Origin of the sequence: Sporocytophaga myxococcoides DSM 11118, from assembly GCF_000426725.1 — a bacterium.
Classification (GTDB): domain Bacteria; phylum Bacteroidota; class Bacteroidia; order Cytophagales; family Cytophagaceae; genus Sporocytophaga; species Sporocytophaga myxococcoides.
Window position 1 is genome coordinate 668,653 of the sequence record NZ_AUFX01000004.1, and the last position, 17,317, is coordinate 685,969.

Annotated in this window: 17 protein-coding genes; 9 read left to right on the forward strand and 8 right to left on the reverse strand. The window is 36.4% G+C overall.

Translation table 11 applies throughout. The annotated features are described in order from the left end of the window. Nucleotides 1-75 precede the first annotated feature (75 nt). The 3 genes from K350_RS0105775 to K350_RS0105785 form a co-directional block, all read right to left on the reverse strand. Nucleotides 76-1,839 (reverse strand): ABC transporter substrate-binding protein, encoded by a 1,764-nt coding sequence (locus K350_RS0105775; protein ID WP_028979093.1) that lies wholly within the window; start codon nt 1,837-1,839, stop codon nt 76-78. 94 nt (nt 1,840-1,933) lie between these two features. Beyond that, entirely contained in the window at nt 1,934-2,698 is a 765-nt protein-coding gene (locus K350_RS0105780) for an exodeoxyribonuclease III (RefSeq protein ID WP_028979094.1), read from the reverse strand. 11 nt (nt 2,699-2,709) lie between these two features. Continuing rightward, nucleotides 2,710-3,048, reverse strand: a complete 339-nt coding sequence (locus K350_RS0105785; RefSeq protein ID WP_037574030.1) for a hypothetical protein — start codon at nt 3,046-3,048, stop codon at nt 2,710-2,712. 79 nt (nt 3,049-3,127) lie between these two features. On the opposite strand from K350_RS0105785, the gene K350_RS0105790 reads away from it, so the two are divergent. Further along, nucleotides 3,128-3,814, forward strand: coding sequence for a ComF family protein (locus K350_RS0105790; RefSeq protein WP_028979096.1), 687 nt, complete (start codon nt 3,128-3,130; stop codon nt 3,812-3,814). Between the two features lie 49 nt (nt 3,815-3,863). Here K350_RS0105790 and gldJ read toward each other — a convergent pair whose 3' ends face one another. Both gldJ and K350_RS0105800 read right to left on the reverse strand, forming a co-directional pair. Further along, the gene (gene gldJ, locus K350_RS0105795; RefSeq protein WP_028979097.1) at nt 3,864-5,054 is read right to left on the reverse strand and encodes a gliding motility lipoprotein GldJ; all 1,191 of its coding nucleotides are present in this window, start codon (nt 5,052-5,054) and stop codon (nt 3,864-3,866) included. A gap of 275 nt (nt 5,055-5,329) precedes the next feature. Then, nucleotides 5,330-6,058 (reverse strand): porin family protein, encoded by a 729-nt coding sequence (locus tag K350_RS0105800; protein WP_028979098.1) that lies wholly within the window; start codon nt 6,056-6,058, stop codon nt 5,330-5,332. A gap of 142 nt (nt 6,059-6,200) precedes the next feature. Between K350_RS0105800 and K350_RS0105805 the strand changes: the two genes are divergently transcribed. From K350_RS0105805 to K350_RS0105815, 3 genes are all read left to right on the forward strand, one after another. Next, nucleotides 6,201-6,896 (forward strand): hypothetical protein, encoded by a 696-nt coding sequence (locus K350_RS0105805; protein ID WP_028979099.1) that lies wholly within the window; start codon nt 6,201-6,203, stop codon nt 6,894-6,896. Nucleotides 6,897-7,015: 119 nt separating this feature from the next. Then, entirely contained in the window at nt 7,016-7,567 is a 552-nt protein-coding gene (locus tag K350_RS0105810) for an RNA polymerase sigma factor (RefSeq protein WP_028979100.1), read from the forward strand. Nucleotide 7,568: 1 nt separating this feature from the next. Then, the gene (locus tag K350_RS0105815) at nt 7,569-8,429 is read left to right on the forward strand and encodes an anti-sigma factor (protein WP_028979101.1); all 861 of its coding nucleotides are present in this window, start codon (nt 7,569-7,571) and stop codon (nt 8,427-8,429) included. A gap of 72 nt (nt 8,430-8,501) precedes the next feature. On the opposite strand, the gene K350_RS27585 is transcribed toward K350_RS0105815, so the two are convergent. The 3 genes from K350_RS27585 to uvrA are packed head-to-tail and all read right to left on the reverse strand — an operon-like array spanning nt 8,502 to nt 12,402. Continuing rightward, on the reverse strand, nt 8,502-8,804 hold the full coding sequence (locus tag K350_RS27585; RefSeq protein ID WP_037574032.1) for a GNAT family N-acetyltransferase: 303 nt from the start codon (nt 8,802-8,804) through the stop codon (nt 8,502-8,504). Between the two features lie 53 nt (nt 8,805-8,857). Then, complete coding sequence (locus K350_RS27590) at nt 8,858-9,580, reverse strand: DUF434 domain-containing protein (RefSeq protein ID WP_051312897.1); 723 nt, start codon at nt 9,578-9,580, stop codon at nt 8,858-8,860. Then, nucleotides 9,580-12,402, reverse strand: a complete 2,823-nt coding sequence (gene uvrA, locus K350_RS0105830) for an excinuclease ABC subunit UvrA (protein ID WP_028979102.1) — start codon at nt 12,400-12,402, stop codon at nt 9,580-9,582. The genes K350_RS27590 and uvrA overlap by 1 nt, the downstream gene beginning before the upstream one ends. Nucleotides 12,403-12,605: 203 nt before the next feature. Here uvrA and K350_RS0105835 point away from each other — a divergent pair, with 203 nt between their 5' ends. The 5 genes from K350_RS0105835 (at nt 12,606) to K350_RS27595 (ending at nt 17,312) form a co-directional block, all read left to right on the forward strand. Next, on the forward strand, nt 12,606-13,208 hold the full coding sequence (locus tag K350_RS0105835; RefSeq protein ID WP_028979103.1) for an RNA polymerase sigma factor: 603 nt from the start codon (nt 12,606-12,608) through the stop codon (nt 13,206-13,208). Beyond that, a complete protein-coding gene (locus K350_RS0105840) occupies nt 13,183-13,410 on the forward strand; it encodes a hypothetical protein (protein ID WP_028979104.1) in 228 nt (75 codons plus the stop codon). The genes K350_RS0105835 and K350_RS0105840 overlap by 26 nt, the downstream gene beginning before the upstream one ends. Before the next feature lie 219 nt (nt 13,411-13,629). Beyond that, nucleotides 13,630-14,298: an endonuclease III gene (nth, locus tag K350_RS0105845; RefSeq protein WP_037574331.1), complete on the forward strand. Its 669-nt coding sequence runs from the start codon at nt 13,630-13,632 to the stop codon at nt 14,296-14,298. A gap of 3 nt (nt 14,299-14,301) precedes the next feature. Beyond that, entirely contained in the window at nt 14,302-16,143 is a 1,842-nt protein-coding gene (gene asnB / locus K350_RS0105850) for an asparagine synthase (glutamine-hydrolyzing) (protein WP_028979106.1), read from the forward strand. Continuing rightward, nucleotides 16,140-17,312, forward strand: a complete 1,173-nt coding sequence (locus K350_RS27595) for a glycosyltransferase family 4 protein (RefSeq protein ID WP_037574035.1) — start codon at nt 16,140-16,142, stop codon at nt 17,310-17,312. Before asnB ends, K350_RS27595 begins: the two co-directional genes overlap by 4 nt. Nucleotides 17,313-17,317 lie beyond the last annotated feature (5 nt).

Consider the following 17,317-nt stretch of genomic DNA (forward strand, 5'->3'; position numbering starts at 1 on the left):
CTTTTAAATTAAGATGAGCAGGACCGAACTTCGATCCTGCTCAAAATGGTTATTAATAAGTTTTAATTCAACCAATTACATGTCCGCTTTCTTCGGATACTCAAAGTAGACGTTTGTGAAGTCCCTGTATTGCATTGCATTGTTCGGGAAGTTCTTAACAAAAGCCTGCATTAATCTGTATCCTTCATCGTACCATAATACCATGATTGGAGCATCCTGCATTACTATGTTTTCTGCTTCAAGGAAGTGTTTGAACGCTTCTTCCTGAGTTGTGGCTTTTAGGCCTGCCTCATAAAGTTTGTCAAACTTATCGCTCTTGTATCTCATCATATTTGGATATGGTGGTTTTTCTAGGCTCGCAGGAACAGTTTTTCCATAGAAGAACCACAGGAAGTTTTCAGGGTTTGGATAATCTGCAATCCAACCTCCTCTGAAAAAGTCACTCTTTCCATTGATCATGTTTTCAACTAACTGAGCGAATGGTACAATGTTCAATTCGATAGAAATGTTTAAGTGCTCTTTAAGCTGTTTCTGAATTTCTTCAGCTACTGCAGCATTTCTTTCTCCATCAGAGTTAAGCTCCAGGGTAATTTTAGGGAATCCTTTTCCATCCGGATATCCTGCTTTCTTCAGATAGTATTTTGCAGAATCAAGGTTAAGGTCATATCCATTGATTTTGCTAACGTCATAAACCGGATTCTTAAAGATATCTATAGGTGTAATTCCGTGCGTTGCAGGAGCATAACCTTCTCCGTTAAGCACGAATTCAAGTATTTTCTTTCTGTCTATGGCAAAAGAGAATGCCTTTCTTAAATCTTTATTATTAAAGATTTTACCTTGATTTAGGAATGAAAGGAAGTGAGTTGCCATTTCTGGAGTTCTTTGAAGGTCATATTGTCCGAATTGGCCTTTATTTCCTTTTACCTCTTCAAGGATTTCTATGATATGGTCAGTTGGAAGTCTGTACATCATATCAAGATTTCCTTTTTTGAATTCTAAAAGCTCAGTTTTCTTATCTTTTATAAACTTGATTTTTATAGCATCCAAGAATGGTAACTTGTTTCCGTGCTCATCAGAACCCCAGTAATTTTCATTTTTCTTAAGGATGATTGAGATATCATCTTCAATGCTGAAAATTTTAAACGGTCCTGTTCCTACTGCTTTAGTTCTCATTTCAAGACCATATTTCTCCAAAGCTTCTTTAGGGAAGATGTAAGTGAACGGTCTTGCAAGATTATAAAGGAAGATTGAATTTGGAGCAGTAAGGGTAAATTGAATGGTATTAGGATCGATTACTTTAATACCGTCCACTTCAAATGATGGTTTTTTTCCTCCCTCTGATGCTTTATAGTATTCGTCAGCGCCTTTCAAAATTCCCTGAAATACGCTAAATCCTTGATTGTTAATATTTTGAGTGCAAAGTTGGGTAAAACAGAATTTAACATCCTCTGCTGTTAACTCTCTGCCTTTTCCACCTGGAAAACATTCATTATCGTGAAAGAGTACTCCTTTTCTGATTTTAAATGTGTAAACAGTTTTACTTGGGTCTACGGAATAATCTTCAGCTATCCCTTTTATAAGGCTTAGATCCGCTTGATTAAATTTCATCAAACCTTCGTAAACCTGATTTGCAACGCGATAAGATATTGCGTCGGTTATATTATGAGGGAATAGGTTCTTAATGTAGTCGGACTCATTAACTTTAAACACTCCGCCATAATACCTTCCTCCCTTCGCAGCAGTTAGGCTGGAAGATTCTCCGCTGCCAGTTTCTTTTGTTGTATCACATGATGATAACAGCACCCCGGCGCACGCTAAGGTTAATAACAATTTCTTCATTTATTTTTTAAAAAATTGGTTGAACATTCAAAACCCAATTAAATTTTTAAAGAGGCCAATTTAATAACAAAATGTATTAAACGAAAATATTGATCTAAACAATTTCAATTAGTACCGGGCAATGGTCTGAATGTTTAGCTTCGTTTAATATAATTGCCCTTTTAAGGCGCTCCTTTAAATTTTCTGTTACGGCATGATAATCTATGCGCCAGCCAAGATTTTTACTTCTTGCATTCATTCTGTATGTCCACCATGTGTAATGATGAGGTTCAGAATTAAAGTGCCGGAATGCATCTACAAAACCGCTTCCAAAGAATTTAGACATCCATGCCCTTTCTTCTGGCAAAAATCCCGAAGAATTAGCGTTGGATTTTGGGTTGTGTATATCTATTGTTTGATGGCAAATATTATAATCGCCACAAACAATTAAACGGGGGAAATCTGTCCTAAGTGTGGAAACATAATTATAAAAATCATCTAACCAGCACATTTTAAAGGCTTGTCTCTCTTCACCGCTAGATCCTGAAGGCATATATACGTTGAGAATGGAAAAAGTTTCAAAATCTATTCTTAAAACTCTTCCCTCATAATCGTATTTTTCCATACCACAACCTACACAAACATTTACAGGTTTAATTTTTGAAAAAATCGCAACTCCACTATATCCTTTTTTAACTGCAGGATGCCAACTCAAATATTTAAATCCTAATTCTTCAATTTCTGTAGTATCAACTTGTTCTGGAGTTGATTTTATTTCCTGAAGGCAAATCACATCTGCCCCTGTTGCATCAAGCCACTTTACAAACCCTTTACTAATAGCTGATCTTAAGCCGTTTACGTTATATGTTAATATCTTCAATCAAAAAGGTATTATAGTGTTTTGAAATACTCCTTTATGTGCATTTTGAGCAGCTTTTCCTGTTCTCTAAGGTCAAATTGGGGCAAATTTTTAACTAACTTCCAATGCGGCCATCCATCCTGATCCTGTCCTTCTAGTTCATAATAACCTGATAAACTTAAAAGTTTGCATATTCCAATATGCATAAGATCCTGTTTTTCTTCTTTGGAATAGTTTCTTTTTCCTTGCCCAAGCTCTTGCACTCCTATTAGAAATAGAATAGCATCCATATTTGGCCTTTTGCCAATTACTGCTTTCAAACTATCAAGCAGTGCTATCCATTCCGGGTCAAAATCTTTATCGGCTGACATCTTTATTTAATTATAATATTGGTTCAAGTTATGAAATGATAATTAGTTTTACTTTATTTTGATTCACTTTTAACCAGCTATGAAGAACTTATTTTATTCATTTTTTGAATTAATATACCCACAATTGTGTGCAGGGTGTAATGATGGTTTGTTAGTCAACGAAGAAATTCTTTGTACTTCCTGCCTTGTAAACTTGCCCAAAGCCGAGATAGGTCTTTTGTCAAACAACGAATTGGAGAAGCGATTTTATGGTAAAGTGATGATTGACCAGGCTTTTGTTTACCTCAAATTCCAAAAAAAGAGCATTGTACAGAATATTTTATTTGATATAAAGTATGGAGGAAATAAAGCTGCTGGAAGGTATTTGGGAAAAAAATTTGGTTTGGAAATTCTTAAAAAGTCTCCTGATTTTATGCCAGACTTGATAGCTCCTGTGCCTTTACATTCGAAAAGATTTAGATCCAGAGGATATAATCAAAGTTTTGTAATTGGGGAAGGACTTGGGGAGAGCCTAGGTGTTTGCTGTAAAGAGATTGTAGGCAGGGTTGTTTCAACTTCTACTCAGACAAAAATTAACAGGATTTTGAGATGGAAAAATGTTGATGGAATTTTTAAAGTCAAAGACGTTTCTGAGATTTCAGGTAAACATATCCTGTTGATTGATGATGTCGTTACAACTGGCTCAACCATGGAAGCCTGCCTGCTTGCTTTACTTGATGCCGGTGCCTCAAAGGTCAGTATTGCATCAGTGGCTATTGCTACATAAAAAAGCCTTTGGGTATTACCCAAAGGCTTTTTAGATTTAATTATATCTATTAATAGTTTGTTCCAGCTTGGATCATCGCACAACGGAATCCGATAGTTGCAGTACAAGAATCTTCTGCAAGGTATCTTCTTGTTCCAGGAGACATCCAGTAAGCAACGTCTTTCCAGCTTCCACCTTTGTAAACTCTTACGTGGTCATCGATAAGAGACTGGAATCCAGCTTTATCGTATCCTTTTTCTTCGTCAAGGAAGCCGTTTCTTCTAAGTGGGTTCAGGTCATCAAAATCTTGGAAAGAAAGAGGACGGTAAACATCATATACCCACTCGTTTACGTTACCAGCCATGTTGTAAAGACCGAAGTCATTTGGAGGATATTCGTAGATGTAAGTAGTGATCATTGCACCATCATTCAATTTACCAGCTATACCGGCATAGTCACCTCTACCTCTTTTAAAGTTGGCAAGGAACATACCCATTTGTTTTCCATATGGATTTCTAAGAGCGTGACCATCCCAAGGATAAAGTCTTTTGTGTGTTTGGTTTTCATCCAACCACTGGTTTCCAATAAGTGCCTGAGCAGCATATTCCCACTCAGCCTCAGATGGAAGTCTGTAGTTCGGAAGAACCACACCAGACTCAAGAGGAATTCTTCCTCCGCCTTCAGGTACTTCAACACCTGCATCTTTAGCTAGCTCGTTGTTTACAACTCTTGTTCTCCAAGTACAGTAATCAACTGCCTGAATCCAGTTAACTCCTACTAATGGGAAATAACGGAAACCAGGATATCTTAAGTAGTGCTCAACATAAGGGTCATTGTAAGCAAGCTCACTTGCCCAAACGTTTGTATCAGGAAGAGCAGATTCATAGAATTCCTGAGAAGAGTCTCTCTGGATATAAAATAAATACTCTAACCAGTGAATGTTTGCAATTTCAGTTTCATCCATGTAAAAAGACGCTACCGTAACAGTTCTTTCTACGTTGTCTCCCGATTTAAGAATATCTTCCTCGAAAGAACCTAAAACAGTTCTACCGCCTTCGATGTACACAAGGTTTGGCCCTTCAGGCTGACCTTGGAAATCTTTAACTTCAAAACCGTTTTCTTCATTGTAAGCCAGACCGGTAACCGTGCTTTCTTTGCCCGGGTTGGTGCTGGTAGGATTTCCCTTTGAACAGGCAGAGATGATTACTGCTCCTGCTGCTATGAGGGATAGCCCTTTTAAAGTGGTGAAAATTTTATTCATAACCTGTTTCTTAAATTGTATACACTTCCAGAATAATTTGCTAATTTATGTACTTCCAATATAAAATACAATTAATTAGTTGAATTATATAATAAATTTTTTTGTTGAGGGAATTTCTCCTCAAACGAACTTTTTCCAAACTATATTACTAAATTATAATTTTATAGACAAATAATTAAATTTTTTGGAAATTTATTCAAGGCTAAGTATATACTTGCCAGGTATCCATAAGGTTTAGGTTTTAAAAAATTTTTCTTAAAAGTTTATTTAATTGATTAAAAGGCAAGTATTATACCTCCATTTACTCCAATAGAATATAGTCTTTCTTTTTCTGGCACATCTTTGCGTAATGGAGTGAAAAAGTAAGTAAACTGTGGCATAAGCATAAAGCCAATATTTTCAGATATAAATGCTTGCACTCCTGTACCTATATTTCCCCCCATTAAAAAATTATTCAAATTTGCATCATCTCGCGTTAATTCCGATGTTTCAGTTAAAGTGCCTGATGTGTAATAATCAGTTTTTTCCTTTGCTTTTATCAAATAATTGAAAGAAGGGCCAACTCTCACAAATAGAGAGATTTTCTCTTTTTTGATATAGCTGTAATTCACGAAAACCGGAAATTCAAATAGCTCCGCTTTAAAAGAACCTTTGGCCTGATCATTTCCATTTACAGGAGTGCTTAATGTTGTTAAGGGCGTTTTAAAACCTTTTCTGCTGTATCTGCCTCCAAGACCAAAAGCAAATCTATCATTAAGGTGTTTTTCAAAATTTAATCCGAGAGAATAACCATAAGTCCCCGTTTCTTTTTTGCGCGTCTCTTTAATGTTTGGTTGATCACTTGTAACACTTAAGATTCTGGAGGTATATTCTGGAGAATAATATATAGTTATTTTCCAGGGATCATGTATATCCTGTGCTATTGCTATGGTATTTCTAAAAGTTAATAAGCAAACTGCAAAGAGAAATATACCAGTAAATCTGTTTTTAAGAAGTGCTTTCATTAAGACTGGGATTATAAAAATTTAACCGTGCAGTAGTTATTTTGTTTTTGCCCAATTATCGTCTTTTTGATATGCAATCTGCATTTGACAGATGAATTAAATAATTTCCGTTTCAAGTTCGTTCTTTCATAAATTATCCGTTATGAAAGGCATCACTTTAATTTTATTTTTCCTCGGAGTTTCAAATTTAGCCTTAGGGCAAAATCTAAATGTCAGAGAACAAGATGTTCTTTTCAGAAAGCATCTTGTGAGAGCATTTACTTTACAAGATCCAAAGAATGTTGAATTGTTTGGGGAAAATGCAGTTATGTCAGAAATTTTGCTAAACGCTGTTGAAAAAGGCAATCTTTTAGCTTACAAAGACAGAATGTGTAAGGAGGAACTATCAAGAGAAGAAATATTATCTAAAGTCATACTATCTGATGAAGACACCATTGGTTTTATTTTTCCGCATTCATTAAAAGAAATAGAATTAGGCGAAGATATTATCTTTGATAAGCACAGGTCTGAGTTTGTTTTTGATCAAAAATATATTGCTTTGATAATTCCTCAATCAGAAAATTACAGGGGTATTACTGAACCACTTGCCTATTTTAGATATTTGGATTGCATTAAAGTCTTTAATCAGGATGAAAGGGCATTTAGCCTCAATTTTTCAGGAGTTAAAATTCCCTTTAATGATTTGTTTCTGACCCATTCTTACAAATCTTACATAGTAAAAATAGGGAATGGCAATTATTTTGACCAGGTCTATCCGGATCCTCTAAAAGCCTTCATTGCAGCAAGACACCAGGAAAACTTGCTTAATGATTACCTCTATAAATTTTTCAATCCATGATTAAATATTGAGATAATTAGTAATAACAGAATAAATAGGTACAGGCAATAAATGTGTGATCACAAATATTTTTCGGAAAAAAGCCATCGAACGATGAAAAGGTTTCGTAATTTTAGAGCATGGCAAATACTGCTAAAGAAAAAATTCAACAAGATCACATCCCCGAAGAAGCTCTTGTTGGCCTGTTGAAAGGCAAAGACCAGAATGCATTGGAATACCTTTATGACCATTACTCTCCTGCCGTATTTGGAATTGTGTTACGTATAGCAAATTCCGAAAAAGCTGCCGAAAAGATATTTAAAGAAGTATTTTGTGAAATATTAAAAAGGATATCAGAATTCAATCATAAAACAGAGAAGTTTTTTGATTGGCTTTTGAGAATTGCAAGAAGTACAGCTTTAGAATTGGTTAGCAAAAGAGGGTTTAAGCAAAATAATTTATCAGATATAGTGCAGATGAAGACACAAGAGGGAATTCTTGGAAATACGGAACCTGCAGTATCAAGGGATTTTCTCAACAATCTTAATCCTGAACAAAAGCATTATCTGGACTTGATTTATTTCCAGGGTTTGACTATTAATCAGATTGCTGAAAAGTTTAATCAACCGGCAAATGCAGTAAGAAATAAAGCTAAGGCGGCTTTGCACATGTTAAAAGCATTACACTCCTGATATGACTTCACAAGAATTAATTAATTCCGGAAAACTGGAGCTTTATGTTCTGGGAGAGTTATCAGAATCTGAGTCTCACGAAATTGAAATAGCGAGCGCAGGAAATCCGGATGTAAATGAGGAAATAAGAACACTTCAAAATGCATTAAGGAAATATGTAATGTGTTTTGAAAAGACTCCACCTTTGGGTTACAAGAGACAGGTGCTTGAGGATCTGGCAAAGCAGAATGAATTGCGTGAGTCTGATGAAACCTCAAAAAAAACAATCAATGAAAAGGTAGAGAAGTTTGAAATGTCAGAGGAGAAAAGCAAAGCTTCCAATATTTTACTTCCGATATTTATTGTTACGTCCGTCATTTCACTTGTAGCCGCTGCATTTTTTGCTTATCATATGAAAAATGCAAATATTGACCTGGTGAATTTGAATTCCGATAATTCTCTGGTTAAAGAGTCCTCATTAAAAGAGAAAGAAAATCTTTTGAATGAGATGGTAATAGTTAAAAGTGAATTACAATCTGCACTTTTAAGTGTTGAGGTTCTCAAAGATTCTAATTTTACGAAAATTGAAATGTCTAGTCCGGATGGTGCCGTTAAAGTCCCTTTATATTGGAACAAACTAAATGGAGAGCTTTTTGTGGACGGGGCAAATATACCAGTATTGTCTGAAGATAAAACCTATCAACTTTGGGCAATATATGAAGGTGTTCCTGGGAATTCAGGATTTGTAGTTGGTCAGGTAAAATCCTTACAGAAAATGACAGGCGTATCTAAAGCAGAGGCATTTTCTTTGACTGTCGAATCGAAGGGAAACAACACAGATCCTTCGTTTGAAAATATTTATGCTACGATTACTTTGGAATAAAACAGTGAAGTATGTCTTTATTAAAGCCGGACAATGAACTCATTGTCCGGCTTTATTTTTTACTAAAAGTTATTAATATGGATAGTAAATTAAATTCCTGTACTCTGGGTGTTCTACAAGAAAATCCTGGACACAAGAGCAGGAGGCCTTGATCCGTGCATTTTTCATTTTAGCAAAATTGAGTGCATATTCAACAATAGTTGACCGTAGCTCTTTTGCCTGTTTCAAGGTCTGAGGAATAAAAGCACTAATAAAATCCCAGACAAGATCATTCCATTTTATGTATTTCAAAGTACATTCAACCCCTTCAATTGTAGTGAAGAATTTTCTTTCTTCTTCGTTATGTCTGATCATTACTTTTGTCGTTCTCTCCATTGCTTTTTACTCTCCACTAAATCAACCCGGAAAGTTAAAGGATTGTTAAGAAGCTATATTTCAGAAGTTTTTAAATTTAAAAGTTTTAGGTCAAATGCATTTGATAATGAGTAGATAAGGTCGGAGTTTAGGTTATACCAGGCTGTCATTTTATCAAGCAATGGGCCATCGGTCGTTACAATAATCCCCTTCGAAAGAATTAGCTGTTTGTCTGCGTCGGGAACTAGTTCCACAGTTGTATCAGGGGAAATTTCTTTGAGAAGGGTTTTAACCCTCCCGCTGTTGGAAACCGGAGCATCAAAATACCAAGTCACCGATCTGGGTTTCAAGGCCCATAAGAAAGAACAAATCTGAGACAATGCCTCGGGCGTTTCCATAACTTTTTTATAAGAACCATGAATAGATGCCAGATCTCTTATACATCCGTCCATCCCTAAGAATAGGCAGGCTCCGGAATAAAATGACTCAATGGTTATTAAAGTATTAAACCCGTCAACAAATACATCTGAGTTTTCGAGTAATGCTGCATCTTTTTGAATGGACAACCTATGTTTCAGAGATTCATGTGTACAGCAGCTTCGCCGAATTGCCATTTGCTGACGGAGATTAAGACGATACCTGTCTCCGACTAGTTTAAGTGAAGAGGCTTCATTATAATTTTTTGAAAGCAACCACGAAAGATCTCTCACTGCTTTCCTTAAATCGGGCAATTTTGTTTCGTTAAAATTGCTTTCATCATCGGGATGAGCTCCTCTATGCTTTCTTTTGTCTGGCATTAGAGCTTATCTTTCAGGAATGAAGCAGTATAATTATTTTTCAGCTTAACCAGATCTTCAGGCACTCCTTCAAAGGTGACATTTCCTCCTCCGTCTCCCCCTTCAGGTCCCATGTCAATAATCCAGTCCGCGCATTTGATCATGTCCATATTATGTTCTATGACGATAACTGAATTTCCTTGCTCAACAAGGGCGTTAAGCGCAGTCAATAATTTTTTGATGTCATGGAAATGAAGTCCGGTTGTGGGCTCGTCAAAGATAAAGAGGATATGGTCTTTAGCCTCTGAATTTCCCTTACCTAGAAAACTAGCCAGTTTAACTCTTTGTGCTTCTCCTCCACTTAGGGAGTTGGATGACTGACCAAGTTTAATATAGCCAAGCCCAACATCAGCGAGGGGCTTAAGTTTCTCAAGAATTTTAGGCTTGTCTCCAAAGAAAGTAAGACTTTCGTCTATCGTCATATCCAGTACTTCAGTGATGTTTTTATCCTTATAAATAACATCCAGAATTTCCTGTTTGAATCTTTTGCCATTACAACCTTCACATTTGAGGTGAATGTCTGCCATGAACTGCATCTCAACTGTGACTACTCCTTCTCCCTGACAAATCTCACATCTTCCCCCTTCAATGTTAAAGGAGAAATTTCCAGGCTTATAGGCACGCGCTTTTGCTAAAGGTTGTTCGCTATAAAGATTTCTAATGGCATCGTAAGCTTTTACATAGGTCACAGGATTTGAACGGGAGCTTTTGCCAATCGGGTTTTGATCAACAAATTCTACCTGAGAAACTTTGCCAAGTAATCCTCCAACCCCATCGTAGCGACCGGTAAATTCTCCCATGTTTCCATGAAGTTTTTTAAGCGCAGGATAAAGGATTTTTTTAACAAGAGTGGATTTTCCGGATCCGCTCACACCGGTAATCATACAAAGTGTGTTCAGAGGAAATTTAACTGTAAGATTATTCAAGTTATTTTCCCTTGCTCCTTTTATCTCTACAAAATCATGCCATGAGCGTCTTCTTTTAGGAACTGAAATGCCCTCTGCTCCATGTAAATATCGAGATGTATGGGAGACATTTTCATCCTTCATTTCTTCAATGCTACCCTGAAAGATGAGTTGTCCTCCATGAGCACCTGCGTCAGGACCTATGTCAATAATTTGATCTGCGGCCCTCATCACTTCCTCCTCATGCTCTACTACAATGACCGTATTTCCAATATTTCTTAAATCTTCAAGAACAGAAACCAATTTCCTGGTGTCTCTCGGATGTAATCCTATGCTTGGCTCATCGAGAATATACATAGATCCCACAAGCGCACTACCAAGAGATGTAGCAAGTCTTATTCTCTGATACTCTCCTCCTGAAAGTGTCGAAGAGACTCGGTTTAATGTAAGATAGCCAAGCCCAACTCTATCCAGGTAGTTTAACCTGCTGGAGATTTCTTTTAAGATTCTGCCACCTACCTGCTTATCGTGACTGCTGAGTTTTATTTGACTAAAAAACTCAATGCCTTTGCTTATTGGCATCAGCACCAGATCTACAATCGACTTTCCATCTATTTTAACATAGGATGCATCTTTTCTTAATCGTGTTCCTCTGCAATCCGGACAAGTAGTTCTTCCTCTGTATCTGGACAGCATTACTCTATATTGAATTTTATGAGTTTTGCTTTCGAGATAATTGAAAAAGTCATTTAACCCATCAAAATATTTATTGCCTTCCCATAGTAATGCTTTTTCTTTTTCATCCAGATCCGAATAAGATCTGTGAATCGGGAAGTCGAATTTTATTCCATTTTTTAAAAGTGGTTCAGCCCATTTGTGCATTTTTTCGCTTCTCCATGGAGCGATTACACCTTCATACACTGATAATGATTTATCAGGAAATACGAGATCCTCATCAATACCAAGGACATGGCCAAATCCTTCGCAACGTTTGCAGGCACCGAAAGGATTGTTAAAGCTGAAAAGGTTGACGGATGGTTCTTCAAATGTAATTCCGTCAAGTTCGAATTTGTCGGAAAATGTCTCTCTCTTTTTTCCCGGGACTTCTATAATGCAGTACCCTTCCCCTTCTATAAATCCGGTTTGTATAGAATCAGCAAGTCTGAAGTTAAGGTCTTCGTCATTTTTATTTACCATTGCCCGATCTATCAATAGGTAAAAATCTTTTACCTTTTTAATAGAGCCGGCATTTTCCATTAATTCTTCAATTGCAAGGACTTCTTCATCTATCAGAATTCTGGAAAATCCCTTTTGCAAAAGCAGATTGAGAACATCTTCTTTTTTCTTTTTATCAGGAAACTTTTGCGGGGCCAGAATCTGTATTTTTTCTCCTTCTGGTAAGTTGTTGATATAGTTTAAAACGTCTTCTACAGAATGTTTTTTAACCTCATTTCCTGAGACAGGAGAAAAAGTTTTTCCGACCCTGGCAAAAAGAAGTTTTAAATAATCATAAATCTCCGTTGTTGTTCCTACTGTGGAGCGAGGATTTTTGCTGTTAATTTTCTGCTCAATGGCAATAGCAGGAGAAATCCCCTTGATATAATCTACTTCAGGTTTTTCCATCCTTACCAAAAATTGACGGGCATAAGCGTTTAAGCTTTCCACATACATTCTTTGTCCTTCCGCAAATAATGTATCAAATGCAAGAGAAGATTTCCCGGATCCGGATAATCCTGTTATCACTACCAGTTTATTTCTGGGAATCGCGACAGAAAGATTTTTCAGATTATTAACTCTGGCATTTTTAATAATGATGTATTTTTTGGGATCAAGCTGATCTAAAACATCTGATTTTTCCGCCGTAACTATTTTTCCCATAAATTATATTGACAACTGTTTATTTCGTAACAATTTTTCTTAAAATAAGTATATATTTCCGTTGTGTTTTTGGAATATCCAAAAATAATAATTAACTTTAAAATACATTAGTTCAATTATTTTATTCAGTTGAACAATTGTTTCACCCTAAACCCCTACAATATCGAGATAGACTACTACGTTAACTAAACGTGGAATTGAAAATGAAAAACGCTGCTATTATTAGTGATGCTAAATTGGTATCGCTTTACATCAGTGGTGACGAAAACTCTTTTGCTCAACTGCTTAAAAGGCATAAAACAAAAGTTTACACTACCATCTATCTCATTGTTAAAGATCAGTACATAGCCGAAGACCTGCTTCAGGAGACTTTTATCAAGGCTATTAAAAAACTTAAATCCGGAGATTATAACGAGGAAGGAAAGTTTCTACCCTGGATTGTGAGAATTGCTCATAACCTGGCGATAGACTATTTCCGTAGAGAAAAACGTTATCCTACTATAATAATGGAGGATGGGTCGAATATTTTCAATTCACTCGATTTTTCAGAAGATTCAACGGAATCGTTGCAAATAAAAGACGAAACCCATGCAATTCTGAGGAAATTGATTCAAACTCTCCCAGAACCTCAAAGAGAGGTTCTGTTAATGAGACATTATGGCGAAATGAGTTTTCAGGAAATCGCTGATGCAACCGGAGTTAGCATCAATACGGCCTTGGGAAGGATGCGCTACGCTCTCATTAATTTGAGGAAAAAGCTCGAAAAACAAAATGTAGCCTATGATAAAAATTTTTACCCAGAATGATGTAATCCGTTTAGTTTACAATGAAGTAAATGATGAAGAAAGGGACGAAATTTTGCATGCCCTCATTAAGGATAACGACCTGGCGCTCTTTTATGCTGAGCTGCTTGAACTGGAAAGTTCTATGCTAAGTCTTAAAGCTGAGCCTTCTCAAAAGTCTATCGATGAAATCATCAACTTTTCAAAAACTTACGTTCATCGCTAAAAACTAAAAAGGGTCTTGGTTTAGGACCCTTTTTTCTTTTAAAAAGCTTTTTCATAATCTGAAAATCCTCTATTTTTCTAAAATTGAACCGAGATTAAGAATAAAAAATACCATTGTTAACCAACCTGTTAGGTGTTTCAATCCAGTTATTGATTATAATGATCAAAAGGATTTTTCAATGGTAATGCTTAATTTGGGTTGAACATTCCAGATGCTCTGATGCTGAAGAAAGAACGCTTTGAAAAATTCCTGGATCATTTTAGCAAAAATTTTCCCGAACCTGAAACAGAATTAAATTATAACAATCCCTATGAATTACTTGTTGCCGTTATTCTGAGTGCGCAGTGTACTGATAAAAGGGTGAATATGGTAACTCCCAAATTATTTGAAAGATATCCTTCTGCAGAAATTATGGCAAATGCTCCTGCAGAAGAAATATTTGAACTTATCAGAAGTATTTCTTATCCCAATAATAAATCCAAACACCTGGCAGGAATGGCAAGAATGCTCATCAATGATTTCAATGGAGAGGTACCGGAGAAAGTAGAGGACCTTCAAAAATTGCCAGGAGTAGGAAGAAAAACAGCCAATGTTATAGCCTCTGTGATCTATAACCAGCCAACAATGGCGGTAGACACACATGTTTTCAGAGTATCCAAGCGGATCGGACTAGTTTCAGAAAAAGCAAAAACTCCTCTGGAAGTAGAGAAAGAACTAGTCAAACATATTCCTCAAGAACTTATTCATAAAAGTCACCATTGGCTGATCTTACACGGGAGGTATATATGCCTGGCAAGAAATCCTCAATGCCATCTCTGTCCTCTTACGTCTATCTGTAAATACTACCAAAAGTTACCTTCAGCTAAACAAGAAGAAATGAAGTTTTGACCTATGTGCGGAATAAATGTAATCGTGGATAAGACGCGTCTGCTTGATGACAGCTACATCAAAAAGATGAATGCCGCTACGGTTCATCGTGGACCGGATCATTCGGGTGTTTGCTTTTTCCGGAATTCTTCTTTCAATATATATTTAGGAAATAACAGGCTGAAAGTTACAGACCCACTTAGTCGCGCGGATCAGCCAATGGTGAGCGAGGATCAGAATTACGCTATTTCTTATAATGGAGAGGTTTATAATTTCAAGTCATTAAAAAGCACCATACTTAATGATTTTCCCTTCAAAACAGATGGAGATACCGAAACAGTTTTTTATAAAATCATAAAAAATGGAATTCAGGCTGCAAATGAATTTCACGGAATGTTTGCATTTGCCTTTTATGACCATGCCAAAGAAACACTAAGCCTTTGCAGAGACGAGAGAGGAATAAAGCCTATCTATTACTTTGAAGATGAAAAATACTTTATCGCATCTTCAGAAATAAAGGGCATTCTGGCAACAGGGCTTGTAAGCAAAGAACTGAATGATAAAGAAATTTATAACTATTTCCTTTTTAAGTATGCGCAGCGTCCAAATACATTTTTCAAAAATATTTTTGAGCTGGAGCCTGGCAAATTTATTCATTTGAATAATCATTTTCAGAAAGAATCTAAATCCTATAAATTGAATTCTTCCAATGGATATCCTTTTAAGAAGCAGCAATATTCAAAAGAAGAAATTTTAGAAAAATCTGAGGAATTAATTCAGCAAGCTATAAGGGAACAGACATATTCCACCGGAGCATCAGGAATTTTTCTCAGCGGAGGAGTTGACTCAACATTGCTTTTGGCTGTTTCAAAGGAGTTGTTTGGAAGCGGGGTAAAGACTTATAGTATTGTAAATAACAAAGATGAGGCATGGGCAGGCACGGAAGACTTTTCATATTCCAGACTTGCAGCAAAAAAATATCAGGCATCACACACGACGGTTCAGATTTCAGCTAAAGATCTTGACCGACTGGATGAAATAATCCGAAGGCTTGATCAGCCCATCGCAGATAGTGCAATATTGCTTACGTATCTTATTTCAGAAAAAGCGTTTGAAGATGTAAAAGTTGTTCTATCCGGAGCTGGTGCCGATGAGGTTTTTGCCGGATATAACAGGCATAAGGCTTTCAGCATTTATCTAAAATATTTCAGAAGTTCAGCAGCAATTCACACTGGCCATCTTTTAGGTGAATTTAATTCATACAAATCAAAATCTTTGAGGCTTATATCAAGGTTTTTGAATGATATTGACCATGATCCTCAAACAACTTTTTTTAATTTTTCCAATTTGAAATTCAGGGATTTTCTCCGTTTGCAAGAGTTTGGAGAAGTCTGGAGTAAAGACCAGTTGCTTGAGTCAGCGCTGAACTATGACAAAAACTATTATCTGGTAAATGACATATTGAGCCTTACTGATCAGATGACAATGGCCCACTGTCTTGAAGCTCGTGTTCCTTATCTCGATAAGAATATCGTAGCTTGGTCTGAATCTTTGGGAGCAAATACATTGCTTAAAAATGGCACCAAATGGATTCTGAAAGAGTTGCTTCAGAGAAAAAACGGGGCTGAATTTGTCAAGCGGAAAAAAGAAGGGTTTGGCTTGCCACTCAAGAGCTGGTTTGAAAAAGATATAGGAAAAAACTTACTACATCAGCTCAAAGAAAAAAATCAACTTTTGTATCGGTTTTTCCCATATTATAAAGTAGACCAAATGGTCGAACATCAGGAACGGAAAACAGCAGATTTTACAGCGGAGTTATGGGCACTCATTATCCTGAGCCGTTGGCTTAAATTCAATTTTGAATGAGAATATTTTACATTCATCAGTATTTTAAAACTCCACAGGAAGGGGGTGCTATAAGATCCTGGCATCTGACAAACGCTCTGGCGGATGATGGGCATGAAGTGCTGGTCATTACTTCTCACAATAAAGAATCAGGGATCCGGCATTTCGGAAAAGTGAAAGTTTGTTACATAAAGATAGCCTATGACAATTCCTTTGGTTTTAGTAAAAGAATAAAAGCCTTCCTTTCCTTTTTCTACAAAGCATTTAGAGTTATCATATCTGAAAAGAGACCAGATCTTTTATTCGCAACGTCTACCCCTCTTACTGTGGGAATCCTTGCTTTATTGATAAAGAAGTTGAAAGGCATTCCGTATTTCTTTGAAGTGAGGGACCTTTGGCCCTTGGTTCCGGACGAAATGGGAATAATTAAGAATAGCTTTATTCTTAAAGCAGCTTATTTTTTTGAGAAAACAATCTATAAAAACGCGGATAAAATAATTGCTCTTTCCCCTCCTATTCAAGCGTATATTTTTGAGAAGACTGATGATCAAAAGAAGGTAGTTTGTATTCCTAATTTTTCAGACTGTGAATATTTTGTAACAGAAAGGCATGATCGTTCAGAAAAGTATCCATTAGTGAAAGGAAAGTTTGTTATCGGATATTTTGGAGCTGCGGGGAAAGCAAATGATCTTTTACGAATAGCGGAAGCGGCTAATTATTTTAAAAATACCGGTGAAAGAAATGTAGTTTTTTGGATTATATCTTCAGGTGCTGAGCTAGCAAGAATTAAGAACTATACACATGCGCATGAGCTTGACAATATCATTTTTTCTGAATTTCAGAATAAAGAAAACATTCGGGAAGTACTAACATTGTGTGATGCTTCTTATGTCTCTTATGCAGGTTTTCCTTCCCTTTGGACTGGAAGCCCTAACAAATTTTTTGATGGCATCGCTGCAGGAAAGCTTATGATACTGAATTTTGAAGGTTGGTTAAAAGAGGAGGTTGAAGAATATGATTGTGGATTTTATTATAATCCGCTTAAGCCAGAGCAGTTATGGGTAAAACTTGAACCATATCTCAATAATGCAGACTTATTAGAAAGGGCACAAGTTAATTCCCGTCGACTTGCTCTTGAAAAATTTTCAAAGAAGGAATTGAGTTCCAAATTTCTTGCCCTTTTCAAATAGCCTGT